Source organism: Flavobacterium sp. FlaQc-52, from assembly GCF_044007495.1.
In the GTDB taxonomy this organism is placed as follows: domain Bacteria; phylum Bacteroidota; class Bacteroidia; order Flavobacteriales; family Flavobacteriaceae; genus Flavobacterium; species Flavobacterium cupriresistens.
On record NZ_JBIPCV010000010.1, the window covers coordinates 90,138 to 103,187 of the forward strand.

Annotated in this window: 11 protein-coding genes; 2 read left to right on the forward strand and 9 right to left on the reverse strand. The window is 33.9% G+C overall.

Annotated features, from left to right (window positions below; genetic code table 11):
• Window positions 1-107: 107 nt before the first annotated feature.
• Both ACHRV5_RS16950 and ACHRV5_RS16955 read right to left on the reverse strand, forming a co-directional pair.
• Entirely contained in the window at window positions 108-560 is a 453-nt protein-coding gene (locus ACHRV5_RS16950) for a hypothetical protein (RefSeq protein ID WP_230002286.1), read from the reverse strand.
• Between the two features lie 104 nt (window positions 561-664).
• Entirely contained in the window at window positions 665-1,207 is a 543-nt protein-coding gene (locus ACHRV5_RS16955; protein WP_395427533.1) for a YcxB family protein, read from the reverse strand.
• Between the two features lie 444 nt (window positions 1,208-1,651).
• Here ACHRV5_RS16955 and ACHRV5_RS16960 point away from each other — a divergent pair, with 444 nt between their 5' ends.
• Window positions 1,652-2,632 (forward strand): helix-turn-helix transcriptional regulator, encoded by a 981-nt coding sequence (locus tag ACHRV5_RS16960; RefSeq protein WP_053004259.1) that lies wholly within the window; start codon window positions 1,652-1,654, stop codon window positions 2,630-2,632.
• Window positions 2,633-2,650: 18 nt separating this feature from the next.
• On the forward strand, window positions 2,651-3,670 hold the full coding sequence (locus tag ACHRV5_RS16965) for a helix-turn-helix domain-containing protein (protein ID WP_395427534.1): 1,020 nt from the start codon (window positions 2,651-2,653) through the stop codon (window positions 3,668-3,670).
• 36 nt (window positions 3,671-3,706) lie between these two features.
• On the opposite strand, the gene ACHRV5_RS16970 is transcribed toward ACHRV5_RS16965, so the two are convergent.
• From ACHRV5_RS16970 to ACHRV5_RS17000, 7 genes are all read right to left on the reverse strand, one after another.
• Complete coding sequence (locus tag ACHRV5_RS16970; protein WP_395427535.1) at window positions 3,707-4,450, reverse strand: rhamnogalacturonan acetylesterase; 744 nt, start codon at window positions 4,448-4,450, stop codon at window positions 3,707-3,709.
• A 161-nt stretch (window positions 4,451-4,611) separates the two neighbouring features.
• Complete coding sequence (locus ACHRV5_RS16975; RefSeq protein WP_395427536.1) at window positions 4,612-5,961, reverse strand: glycoside hydrolase family 28 protein; 1,350 nt, start codon at window positions 5,959-5,961, stop codon at window positions 4,612-4,614.
• A gap of 27 nt (window positions 5,962-5,988) precedes the next feature.
• Complete coding sequence (pelA, locus tag ACHRV5_RS16980; RefSeq protein WP_395427537.1) at window positions 5,989-7,998, reverse strand: pectate lyase; 2,010 nt, start codon at window positions 7,996-7,998, stop codon at window positions 5,989-5,991.
• 69 nt (window positions 7,999-8,067) lie between these two features.
• Window positions 8,068-9,285: a glycoside hydrolase family 105 protein gene (locus tag ACHRV5_RS16985; protein WP_395427538.1), complete on the reverse strand. Its 1,218-nt coding sequence runs from the start codon at window positions 9,283-9,285 to the stop codon at window positions 8,068-8,070.
• A gap of 22 nt (window positions 9,286-9,307) precedes the next feature.
• Window positions 9,308-10,531: a glycoside hydrolase family 105 protein gene (locus ACHRV5_RS16990; protein WP_395427539.1), complete on the reverse strand. Its 1,224-nt coding sequence runs from the start codon at window positions 10,529-10,531 to the stop codon at window positions 9,308-9,310.
• A gap of 4 nt (window positions 10,532-10,535) precedes the next feature.
• Window positions 10,536-11,501: a DUF4861 family protein gene (locus ACHRV5_RS16995; RefSeq protein WP_395427541.1), complete on the reverse strand. Its 966-nt coding sequence runs from the start codon at window positions 11,499-11,501 to the stop codon at window positions 10,536-10,538.
• A 12-nt stretch (window positions 11,502-11,513) separates the two neighbouring features.
• Entirely contained in the window at window positions 11,514-12,455 is a 942-nt protein-coding gene (locus ACHRV5_RS17000) for an alpha/beta hydrolase fold domain-containing protein (protein ID WP_395427542.1), read from the reverse strand.
• Window positions 12,456-13,050: the final 595 nt, after the last annotated feature.

Genomic DNA, 13,050 nt, shown 5'->3' on the forward strand with positions numbered 1-13,050 from the left:
GAAATTTGAAATTTAAAGTAGCTGTAAATTTCCAAGAAAAAAATAAACCAAGAATACTATCACATATCTTGGTTTTTAAAATGCCTTCGTATTCTTAAACAAACCAATTACGAGCCAGAAAAAGCAATCCAATTTTTAAAAAAAATGTACAATTGGTTTTCTACTACAGCTGAATCCAAAAAAGATTCTATAAGTCGTTGTTTAAAATTTAAAGCCTTTTTAAAGTTGTATCTTAAATCTGCCATCAGATCAATACCCGTTTTTGAACCATCCAAAAGCACTACACCACTGAATTCTTCAAGAAAGGCTGTTCTTGCAAATAATTGCTCATTAAAAACGCAGACTAAAACATTTGTTTCTCTTTTATATACTTTTAATAAATTGACCAGTTCAATTTTGTTATACACTACGAATATTAAACCATCAAAATTCTCATCTTTGATTGCATCTTCTGTCAAAAGAGAATGGTCAACAAACTCAAATTCCTGACGCAATTTCTTTTTAAACATTTTCACAAATACTTTATTGGTATCACAGACCAAAACAGTTCTCTTTTCCATTGATTTCCTTGTATTAACTTTAGCCCGGAGACTAAATATTTTTATTCAATTATTATCACTAACTACATCTCGTTTTAAAGCATAAAACGCTCCTATTCAAAATTTTAAATTTTCATAATTTCAGTCACATTATTCTCAACAAAGGCAATTAAATCACTCAGATTTCTACCATTCTTGCATCTATTTGAAATAGATATAATGTGCTGATCAGTATCTTTCACATATAAAAAAAAGAAATCTTTGGTCAAGACTGCTTTTTCAATTTGGCTCCATTTATGGACAAAAGCACCTATCGGAGAATTTACGCGGATGTTTGAATTAGTAAAATTGAGTCGGTACTTCCCTATGAAATTAGTATACCCCTCTAATTTTCTCATTACCTTAAAAATGACTTTGCAGATGGTATTTACAAATGCATAATGAAATACAAAAAACGACACCATCAGCACTGCGCTTCTTAAATACCATTTTAAAACATCATCATCACTTTTCAAATTAAAAAAATCAAGAAAGATGAAACCTACTAAAGCGATGGTAAAAAGAACCGTAACCCTTTCTTTGTATAAACGTTTAAAATACATCTTATTCAGTTTTTGTATTTCAGTAACATTTAGTTCAAACTCTATAGAAATTTTAGACGTATTCATATTCTTGACATTACTAATTAGTACATTTTATATTTTATATTTTCTGATTTAAGTATTTCATTAAAACAGTATGCAAAATTAGAGGCGAGAACAAGTTTCAAATTACCCCCTTACGACATATAAATATCAGAATAAGACTTTAATTATTTAAACGTAAAACACTGTAAATCAGCACTAAAAACCACAAATAAAACACTTATCAATTAAAATGCAACACTAATAAATACATCAAAACATCTTAACTTTTTATTAAAGAACTTTGCGTATGATAAAATATAAATACATACCATAATTATATTTTAAATAATAGAATGTTTTGTGACAGACAATTATATTAGAAATGGCGAAGGTGTCGGAGAAGAAAAGATTTTAAATAAATAATGAATTCTTTTGCTTACGAGTTAGGAGTAAAAAATATTTTTTGTAAAACAATAGAAATACCACATGAAAACAATTGAACACTCTTATAGTGCTGACTTAAGTTGGGTACAACATTTAACAGAACAATTTGGAGGAAAAGTAGAGGGTAACTTTATAAATGTTCCTGAGGATATCCACACTGGAATCCGTTATTTCCTTGAATGTGAAGAAGGAATTGTAGCCTATTATGTCAATGTAAAATACCATCAAGACGTACTCTTTACTCAAAAAAACTCAAGAAATGATTTTATTGCATTGTACTATGATCTTACTGAAGGTGACGCCAGTTTAGAAACCAATAATACAATCTTCGATATAGGACGATGGAAATATAATTTGGCTGTAATTGACGGCTCACTTCTAACTGATTTTCACGTCAAGTCAGGAAGTAATACCTATGCCCTTTGCATATTTATAAAAAAGAACGTCCTTAATACATTTGTTAAAAACAATACTCTTTTTTTTCCCGATTTACAAAAGCTTATCGATCCCGAAAAAAATACAATTATCAGAATTGACCGGATTGCTGATGAAAGTTATCATATATTAAATGACTTGCGCAAACTAAATGCCGGTGGGCCAGTTTTTGATCTAAATCTTAGAGCTACCGTACATCTTTTAATGTCTAGTTATATAAAAAAAATAGCACTTGATAAGTTTGTTATTCAAACTGTTAAAGAAACAGATCTTAAAAAAATAATAGCCATTCAAATGTTTCTAACTGAAAATATTGAAGGTGCTTTTCCTACTATTGCGGTGATGGCAAAAAATGCAAAAATGTCTGAATCAAAATTCAAAAATTTATTTAAAAAAGTAACCGGCTTAACACCAAACTCCTTCTTTCTGAATAATAAGCTCCTTCTGGCAAAAGAACTTCTTGAAAGCAGACAATTGTCAATCTCTCAAGTTTCAGATAAACTTCATTTTAGTAATAACTCCTATTTCTCTTCAAAATTTAAGGAGCATTTTGGAGTTTCTCCAAAGAATTATATTAAACAATTATAATCTTAAATGTCGCCACTAATGAAAAAAATAGCTCTTTCATATAACCTGACACCCGAATGGCATCAAGCGTTAGCTCAAGAAATAAGCGCTGAACTTATTGATGGAAAAATAATTGTTATACCAGAAGCACTTGGTGAGGGGCATTCCTACTTCACCCAGATAACTCCGGGGATTTCTGCATTGTTTATTGATTTTGTTTTAACCGAACCAATTGAAGTAAATCGGTTAAAATCAGAAAATGATTTATATATTTTTCACTTCGATTTAAGTGATTCTCCCAATTCAATAGAAATTGATGCTGTAGAGTATCAAATCGATTCTTTTGAAAATCCGAGTTTTACTATTTCAAACAACAAGATAGAAAGTACTTTCAGACCTTTAATCAATAAACGAACAGTAGTATTACAACTACTAGTTGACAAAAAAGTATTAAATGAATACTTAAGAGCAGATACGATTGAAGAATATATCAAACGAAAAAATGAAGCTATAGGAAACTCCCATCACTTTTTTGATACTATTGACAGCAATAGCAATTTATTACTGAAATCAATTAAGGATAAATCAATTTCTGATCTTTCATTTGACTCTTTTTTAAAAGGTATTTCATTAAAACTACTGGGTAATTTTATAATTCGATGCGAAAATTCATCAGCGGTACAAAGTGAAGCAACCAGAATTGAACTGGAAGCGGTTGCAAAAACAAAAAACTATTTTTTGGATAATCTGACCAATTCGTTTCCTACCGTAAGTTTTTTATCCAAAATGGCTGGTATGTCTCCCTCCAAATATAAAATACTATTCAAAAAACAATTCAATAATTCCCCTAAAAATCTCTTTCTTAAAAAAAAAATGATACTGGCGAATGATCTTTTAAAAAGTGGGAATTATAACACATTGACAGAGATTGTGTATGAATTAAACTACACCAGACTCAATCATTTCCGATCCAAATATTATACTTTTCATCACAGAAAGCCTTCAGAAGATTTTGTAAGAAAGACTTACCAAACAAATAACAGAAGATATGCCAGTTAAACTCTAAAACGAGTACTACGATAAAAATACAACTTGTTATCTAATACTTTTTTGGAGTTTAACCAGAGAAGGATCATCCAAAAGTTTTATTTGATCGATCACAATTTTAGCAATTTCCGTTGCTCCCAATAAGGAAAGATGAGTATCATCGTTTTTCTCTACTTTATAATAAGGTACTTCTCCGGCTTTAAAATGCAAATGAAGTAATTTTGATTTTTCTACTCCGTAAGATTGTTCTAATAATTCGGTGTAATACTCTAAATCTATAAAGGGTACTTTATATTCCTGTGCAACCAGCCGTGTTTCTAATGGATAATCGCCATGAGTCGGAATCAATACACCTTTCTCGTTAAAATTTCGCCTGGCAATTGAACTTAGCAGTATAGGCACGGCTCCTTTTTCTCTGCTTTCCTTTACAAATCGGATTAAATTATAACGGTATGCGGTATGTGGATTGGTGTATCGGGCAGAATCTCCTGTTTTCTCATCATTATGTCCAAATTCTATAAAAACATAGTCTCCTGTTTTAAGATTTTTATAGATGGAATCCCAACGTTTTTCGGCGATAAAACTCTTTGTACTTCGGCCATTTACTGCTTTGTTTTCTACAAGAATATTGTCTTTAAAAAAAGGTTGCAAAACCTGCGCCCAACCGTGTTCGGGATTTTTTTCGGGATCTTTTTTATTGGCCATGGTAGAATCGCCAATACAATAAACTGTTGTTTTTTGTGCCAGGCAACTCATGGAAATTAAGAATATGAGGGATAGATAATAGTTCATTTTATTTAAAAATTAGAATTTAAACGCAAAGGCAAGGTGCGTTAAGGGTATACAAAAGTGGCGTTATTTTTTTCTCGCAAAGACGCAGAGTCGCAAAGTCTTTTCTAAGTTTTACTACTTTGAACCTCTGTAACTTTGAACCTTTGAACCTCTCAAAAAACTCATTTCGCTGCGGAGGGAACCGTCGCTCTTTTACCAATAAAAACATCACTCATGATCACATTTTCTGCATTTTCGTTAGATAGGGCATTTTTTGCTTCTTTTATTTCGATATTGTTTAGAAACACATTTCGAATCTTCTTCTCGGGAAAGCCCTGAATGACTATTCCCGATTCTGTTGCTTTATTACAGGTGATCGCAGAAAAATGTATATTTGATATATCCGACTGGAAACCTTTTCCTTCTCCATGGTAATTTGCTGTTATATACAAACAATCTTCTACCTCATCCAGTTGGATATTTCTGACATGGATATTCTTAATGAAACCACCCCGATCTGCATTGGTTTTTATGTAAATTCCTCTTTTTAAATAACCAACTGCTTTGCAATTCTCTACATAAACATTCTGGATTCCGGCTGACATTTCGCTTCCCAGAACAACTCCGTGAAGTCCTTTAAAATTGCAATTTCTGATTACTATGTTCTCACTTGGAGTAGCCGAATTGGCTCTTCCTTCATGATCTCTTCCTGCTTTAATGGCGATGTTATCATCTCCGTTATCAAAAGTTACATTTTCAATTAGAACATCTTTTGCGTACTCCGGATCGATTCCGTCATTATTGTAATTCAACGATTTATAATGGACTCCACGAACGGTAATACTTTCTGATTTTAGCAGATGCAAACACCAAAATGGTGCATTTTCGATATGAATGTTTTCTACCAAAATATTTTTGCAATTAAAAAACTGAATCATTTGTGGCCTCAGGAAAAAACCTTCTCCAAACTTTCTGTCTTTTAATGCAACCGCATTGTGATTCATTTCACGGCTTCTGTTTTTCCCTTCCGTTTCTTTGGCTTTAAAACTTTTCCAGATCTTTCCCCCTTCTCCGTCTATCGTTCCTTCGCCCGTTATCGCAATATTAGTACATTCATAAGCATAGATTAACGGACTGTAATTGTAAAGCATTGTTCCTTCCCAACTTGTCAAAACCATTGGCAAATAGTCTTTCGGGGTATCACTAAATTTAATCTTTGCCCCTTTTTCAAGTCTAAGATTGACATTACTGACAAAGTGAATCGGTCCGTTTAGTTTATAGATGCCTTTAGGTACAATTATGGTTCCTCCTTTGTTCTTTTTACACAATGCCATGGCTTTATCAAAGGCCAATTTTGCATTGGTTACAGAATCTCCTTTTGCTCCCAGTTCCTGAATATTTATTTGGTAGGAAGGAAAAATCGGCAATTGAATTCGGTTTACAATAGCATCTACTTCTGCAGTTGGAAATTCCGCTTTCTGAGCGAAAGAACTGCAAGAAATTAATAAAATAAGGAGGTATTTAAAATTCATTTGTGTTTACTTTTATGAAAACCGGATTTAGTTTGAAAACCAGTTTGGTACTGTGTCCTGAAGTATATTTTCTATTGTATATTTTTCTGCTTCTTTTTTGGAAAGCTGATGCGACCAAGGCACTCTTTTATCGGGTTGATATCCTTCTCCCTTACAATTGTACTCGGCATAAAAGGCTTTTTTTTCTGCTTCGGGTTTAGACCAGTTTTGCCAGCCTTCGGGTCTTATATGGTTCCCTATATCACAATTTATAAATACTGTTTTTGCATAAATTCTCCATGGTCTTCCCAGATAAACTGCTGTTGCCACAGGATCAGCGGTTAGTCTGCAGTTTTTGAAAACAAAACCAAAGGCTGTCCCTTCTGGAGTTGAAGCGGCGGTAATAAAAGAATCTTTCATACTATGGATCGTGCAATTTTCGAATAAAGTTGTTGCATTTCCAAAAATAAAATCGGTTGTTCCTTCGATATAACAATCCTTAAAATACTGTTTGACATTTTCCCCCGACAGGTATAAAGTATCCTGATTTCCAAGTATCAAACAATTCGAAATCTGAACGCGATTGGCCACAACAGACAACGCAATCGCCTGACCATTGTCTCCCGAAGTATTTTTAATGGTTAAATTGGATGCTGAAAAATCATCCCCTTCAACCAAAACAGTGTAGGTGTAAAAAGTACTGTTTCGTCCTGAATTTATCTTTGCGAAATTATCGTCAAATGCGATGATTGTATTTTCTTTACTTTCGCCTATTAAAGTTAAGTGGGTGTTCCATTCCGGGATTCTCACTTTTTCGGTATAAATTCCGTTTTTTATAAAGAGAGTTACTTTTTCATACGGGAAGGACGGACAGGCATTTACTGCATCCTGAATTTTAATAAAATCTCCCGTTCCGTCCTGAGCCACCGTAAAATAATGTTCTTTTTTCTTTGAAGGAGTTTCAACTGTTGCCAGTTTTACTCCGTTTTTTGCTGCCCATCCCGTATATTTTTTAAGAACTTCTTTGGGCTCATCTGTATACCAGGCATAACCGTTTCGACGCTCGGAGCCGATTTGATCTAAAGATTTCTTTTTAATTCCGTCACGATCACAGAAGAAAGGTTCATTTGTATCCAATTCCATAAATCTTGCCCAAATTGGTGCTCCGTTTGAGGTAACTATCATTTTCTTTTCTATGATTTTTCCGCCGTCATTTAGTACTCGTTTTTCTTCGAGATTGGTAATTTTAGTTTTTTCAAACCACGCCTGGGCACTTTTTACAGCAGTACTAATTTCCGCAGAAGGATTCTCTATTGACATTAATAACAAGGTAATTTTAGCTGATTCTTTTCCGCTTAAAGACGCAAGTTCATAGGCTCTTGCTTTTGCCGGAGTCAACGTTATTTCATCATACTGTGCGCACCAGGCTGTTAATGATCCGTTTTGTCTGTATTGTGTTTTCAGGATACAATCTATACCTTTATTGAATGCTTTTTTAGTTTTTTCAACTATTTCATTTGATGGTTTAATGCTGTAGAAATCGGTTCTTTCACTAATTTGTTTTAGAACATTCAGAATATTAACCATCGAATCATCATTGTAGGTAATATGGGTGTAATATCCTTTTTTTAACGGATAAAATTGCGGCCATCCTCCATTTACGTATTGTGCTTCAAGTAAATAATTGATTCCTTTTAAAAAAGATTCCTTGTATCTTTCGTCTTTGACCTCAGCATACATTCTAGACATAAAAAGCATCTCCTGACAAGTCGCTCCGTTATCTGTTGTAGTTTCTAATGCTGTTTTTTTAAGCGCAATTAAATCTATTTTTTGCTGAGAAGTCAATTCCTCCTGCATTTGTAAGTTCTTTGGCCATCCCCCAATATCTCTTTGATACAACAACACATTTTCTGCTATTTTTTGGGCTTCAGCAGAGGCAAACCAGACAGCATCATTTTTACGAATAATATCTGACCAGTTTTTATAAGTGTTTTGGGCATTTGCGACAAAACCTATGACTAATAAAACCAGTAGTACTATTTTTTTTTTGAGTATCATTTTTAATTTGTTACGTACTTAAACCCGACAGGTTTGAAAAACCTGTCGGGTTTAGAAAAATTTAATATTTTATCTGTTTAATTCCAGGGCTGCCAGAATAAAGGGGCCGGTTGCTTTTGGGTCATTATCCTTTTTTTTCTCGTTTACATAATACTCATATGAGCCGTCACGATAGGGTTTTCCCCCTAGACCGGCTACCTGACAAGCTTGAGTAAGTGTAATTCCGCCATCGGCATCTGTTTTAATTAATTGTTGAGTCAGACCATCAAAGGCTTTGTTGGCTAGTTTTTTATATTTTGCGGGTAGGTATCCTTTGTTCACGCCTTTGGCAAAAGCATAAGCAAACATAGAAGATCCTGAGGCTTCTAAATAATTGCCTTCCTTTCCACCTTTGTCGGTTACCTGATACCATAAACCGGATTGATCCTGATATTTCGCTAAACTTGCAGAAACGGCATTTAAATATTTTACCAATTCTTTTTGTTTTGGATGTTCTTTTGGGAAATAGTCCAACACATCAACAAGTGCCATGGCATACCATCCCAATGCTCTGGACCAGAAATTTGGGGAATTACCCGTTTCTTTATTGGCCCATGGCATTTCTTTGCTTTCATCCCAACCATGATACAACAAACCTGTTTTTGGATCTGTTGCATGCAGTTGAATTTGTTCAAATTGTTTGGCCACATCATCGAGATTTTTTCCATCTTCGAATGTTACCATGTATTGCGCATAAAATGGTTCTCCCATATACAAACCGTCTAGCCACATTTGGTTTGGATATATTTGCTTGTGCCAGAAACCACCGCTTTTGGTGCGCGGTTGCTCGCTTAGCTGCTTGCGTAAGAGCTGTAATGCTTTTAAATACTTTTCTTCTTTTGTAGTGGCATAAACATCAAAAAGCAAACGACCCGGTACAACCAAATCAATGTTGTATTTATCTAATTCATAAGTGTTAATAGTACCGTCTTCCTGAACCAATGCGTCCACATAACCTCTTACGTAAGCCTTGTATCTTGGGTCCGGATTTTTTTTATACAATTCTTCGATTCCATGTAAAACCAATCCGTGAACATAATCCCATTTTGGTGTTTTTGAATCGTCGATCCTATAAGCCTCAGGATGTCGTTTCATTAAGGTCAAGGTCATTTTGTCTGACCATTTTAAATCTTTAGCAATAACGATATCCTTGTTTACCTGTTCCTGCGCGATCAGTTTGCTGTTTGTAAAAACCATCAAGCAAATTAATAGTACTGATACAAGTATATTCTTTTTGTTATTTATCATTTTAAAAATTGTTTTAATTCTACTATTTATCTAATTCAATGGCACTTAATAAAAAGGCTCCGATACCTATTGCCCCATTTTCTTTTGTCTTTGCAGTAAGGTAATACTCGTTTGTACCATCGCGGAAAGGTTTTCCTCCCAAACCAACATTTGAAGAAACATTGAGAATGTTTACTTCACCCGCTTTATTCACTTTTACAAACTCTTTTACAAAACTGTCAAATGATTTTTGAGCCGTTCGCTTGTAACTTGAAGCTAAATATCCTCTGTTTGCTCCTTTTGCAAAAGCATAAATAACCATTGCAGAAGCAGATGGTTCTACATAATTTCCAAATAATTGCGGTTTATCTGCTACCTGATACCACAAACCTTCGGGACTTTTATACTCGTTTGCATTTTTGGCTATCTGATTGAGATAAGCAACCAAAACTTTATACTTTGGATGTGATTTTGGAAAATAATCCAGTGTTTCTGTCAAAGCCAGCATATACCAGCCAATACCACGTCCCCAGATTGTTGGCGATGTTCCGGTTAGCTTATTGGCCCAACCGATCTCTTTACTTTCGTCCCAAGCCTGATATACTAAACCTGTTTGTTTGTCTACTATGTGATTTTGTACCAACTCAAATTGTTTCGCAATATCATCCAGACTTTTCCCTTTTTCATACTTCATGGTAAATTGTGCGTAGAAGGGTTCGGCCATATACAAACCATCAATCCACATTTGGTTGGGGTAAATTTGTTTGTGCCAAAATCCTCCGCTGGCTGTTCTGGGCTGACTTTCTAATTGATTACGAAATTGCCCCAGCAGTTTTAAATAACGGGAATCTTTTGTAAAATCATATAAATTAAACAATAGTTTTGCCGGACTTAAATAATCGATGTTGTATTCTTTGACATCGTACTTTTTAATAGTTCCGCTACTGTCAATCCTTTCATCAACATAGTCTTTTATGTAGTTCAGATATTTTTTGTCGTTTGTCTTTTGAAATAATTTTTCAAAACCGGACAATACAAAACCCATTTTATAATCCCACTTTGGTTTGTCATTGCCATCAAGCTGCCAGGCATTTGGATAGTTTCTTAAAACTGTAAGAGCTGTTCTTTCCGACCATTTTAACTGATCAGAGATAATCGTTTTATCGGAATCATTCTGACCTTGTGCTTTTATTTTACTGCCAAAAATCAACAGGAAAACAATAACAACTTTTATAAAATTGATCTTTTTAAAAACAGCTTTTATCATACTATTACATTTTACCTTTTTTGTTCAGTACTTCTAATCTTTCGTCCAGATATTTTACAAACTCTTCTTGTGTTTTAATACCGTTTACTTCTTGTTCCCAAGCACCTAACAGATAGAATGAAGTCCATTTGGTAGTGGGTTTGAATACTAACAAATAATCTAAATCGGTATCAACGGTATTTTCGATAGTGCTAACTTCGTAGAAAAGAGCCATTCCCAATTTATCCGGAACCAAAGATTGCTGACCATAAGTTGCTAAATAGGCCCACTTTTTATTCTTGCTTTCTTTTTTAAGCAATTCGGTGTTTTTTTGTTTCACGATTCCGGTACAAATTCCCTGAATTGCTGATGAAGCTTTAAAAGCATGTTGTGTGTACAGTTGATCCGGTTTTATGGTTAATTCCGATATAAAGTTAATTTTATCTGAAGCGGTTTTCCATCCAAAATAATCAATTTTTACTACCGATTCGTTGGCTTTATTTGTTACATAGGCGATTGTTGAATCGACTTCATGGAAGTGTAATTTTTCTTTGTTTAAATAACGATCTATGGATCCAATTCCGATTCCTTTTCCGGCTTTGAGGATATCTGCTCCCCAATCACTCATTTCGTGATAGGAATCAAAATTGTCCTGTCCTACTTTTGGTAATATATTCTCAGTTGTTTTTTTTCCGAAAATATCAATGGCATTTCTCCAGTCTAAATACAAGCGGTATCCAATTCTGTTGTTCTCCCATCCCGGACCTTCGTAGCGAATATCAAAGGAATGATCGGTATGTTCCGGAGCCAGTTTTAGTCGGTCAACATTGTTAAAAGTGGTTCCTCCAATGTATTTGCGTGCTTCCCATTTCCCATCTGTTTTTGCAGATATTTCGGCGTACGTTTTGTTCTTTTTTATATCATATTGCTGCGCATTGGCTGCTGTAAAACCTAATAAAAATAAAGTCGCTATTTGAATTCTTGCTTTCATTTTATTCCTGAATTATTTAAAAATTTTATCTAAAAATTGTGTTGTATAACCAACTGTTTCCTGCAACCACGGCTCAAAAAACCAAAAAGAATGCGGTGTGTTTGCTATTGTTTTAACCTCACTGTAAATGCTATTCTGATTTAAAATGGTAATCATATCGTCTCTTCCGGCATGAAATCTTTCGAAACTACTGTTTATAAAAAGTATTGGTGGTGTATTTTTGTTGGCGTGATTCAAAGCTGAAGCCTTGTTCCAGTTCTCCGGATTTTCTTCATAAGTCCCATTCAACCAAAAGGCGGCCATGTCTCCCTCATTTGATTCCGGATGTTTAAAAGCCAAAATTCCGTCTATATCAATAATCGCATTTACTTTTGAGGATGTTTTAATTGTATTGTTTGTATCTTCAAAAGCCAAATCTTCATTTGTTGTACCAATCAAAGCTGCCATTTGTCCGCCCGAAGAGCAACCCAAAACCGCAATTTTGTTTGGATCTGCATGAAATCTTTTTGCATTATCTTTTATAAACTTTATGGCGTTTTTCACATCATATATCGCTTGTGGATATTTCGCTTCAGGTGATAATCGGTACTCAACGGTAAAACAAGTATATCCTTTTGAGGCTATTTCCTGTGCGAGAACCCACATCTGATTTTTATTGCCTGACTTCCATCCTCCACCATGAATTAAAATTACAACCGGATTTCTCTTTTCCTCCTTCGAATTTACAAAAGAATCTAAATGTAATGCTCTCTCTTTTTGCTTATTATAAACTATATCGTAAATCTGGTCCACATTTTCATCCTTCTTTGCTTCGGCGATCTTTATAAAAGGGTATTTTTTGATCAGCTTGGCGTAGGTGCTTTTTATTGTATAGGTTGTATCGATACTGTAAGCCGTTTGCGATTGACTATGGTTTACGGATAAAGCAAAAACTAGTAACAGTATTTTTTTCATTGCTTTTGATTTAAAACAGCATTAGAAGCTCGCTGTTTATCAAGCTCCTAATACCATTCAAAAAAAACAAGAAATAGGCATCAACCAAATGTTTATCTCTTGTTTTATTTAAAATTAACTCGTTGGTTACAATTATTTTTTAACACATAGAAACATAGAACTTACCATTCGAAAAAGAATATTTGAATCCTGTTATTCCTCACATAATTTACTTGTTTAAAATTAACTCGTTGAATGTCATTCTTTTTTAACACATAGAAACATAGACTTTGCTGTTCGAAAAAGAATATTTGAGTCATGTTATTCCTCACATAGTATACTTTTTGAAATGTATCGTTGTTTCTTTACTTGTTTAAAATTAACTCGTTGAATGTCATTCTTTTTTAATATATAGAAACATAGACTTTACTGTTCGAAAAAGAATATTTGAGTCCTGTTATTCCTTACATAGTATACTTTTGAAATGTATCGTTGTTTGTTTACTTATTTAAAATTAACTCGTTGAATCTCATTCTTTTTTAATACATAGAAACATAGACTTTACTGTTCGAAAAAGAATATTTGAGTCCTGTTATTCTTCCTATCGTAGGCTTTA

Excerpts from the sequence above, each read along its gene's own strand:
- ACHRV5_RS16950 (WP_230002286.1), bottom strand. The coding sequence starts at position 560 with ATGGAAAAGAGAACTGTTTTGGTCTGTGATACCAATAAAGTATTTGTG.
- ACHRV5_RS16955 (WP_395427533.1), bottom strand. The coding sequence starts at position 1,207 with ATGAATACGTCTAAAATTTCTATAGAGTTTGAACTAAATGTTACTGAA.
- ACHRV5_RS16960 (WP_053004259.1), top strand. The coding sequence starts at position 1,652 with ATGAAAACAATTGAACACTCTTATAGTGCTGACTTAAGTTGGGTACAA.
- ACHRV5_RS16965 (WP_395427534.1), top strand. The coding sequence starts at position 2,651 with ATGAAAAAAATAGCTCTTTCATATAACCTGACACCCGAATGGCATCAA.
- ACHRV5_RS16970 (WP_395427535.1), bottom strand. The coding sequence starts at position 4,450 with ATGAACTATTATCTATCCCTCATATTCTTAATTTCCATGAGTTGCCTG.
- ACHRV5_RS16975 (WP_395427536.1), bottom strand. The coding sequence starts at position 5,961 with ATGAATTTTAAATACCTCCTTATTTTATTAATTTCTTGCAGTTCTTTC.
- pelA (WP_395427537.1), bottom strand. The coding sequence starts at position 7,998 with ATGATACTCAAAAAAAAAATAGTACTACTGGTTTTATTAGTCATAGGT.
- ACHRV5_RS16985 (WP_395427538.1), bottom strand. The coding sequence starts at position 9,285 with ATGATAAATAACAAAAAGAATATACTTGTATCAGTACTATTAATTTGC.
- ACHRV5_RS16990 (WP_395427539.1), bottom strand. The coding sequence starts at position 10,531 with ATGATAAAAGCTGTTTTTAAAAAGATCAATTTTATAAAAGTTGTTATT.
- ACHRV5_RS16995 (WP_395427541.1), bottom strand. The coding sequence starts at position 11,501 with ATGAAAGCAAGAATTCAAATAGCGACTTTATTTTTATTAGGTTTTACA.
- ACHRV5_RS17000 (WP_395427542.1), bottom strand. The coding sequence starts at position 12,455 with ATGAAAAAAATACTGTTACTAGTTTTTGCTTTATCCGTAAACCATAGT.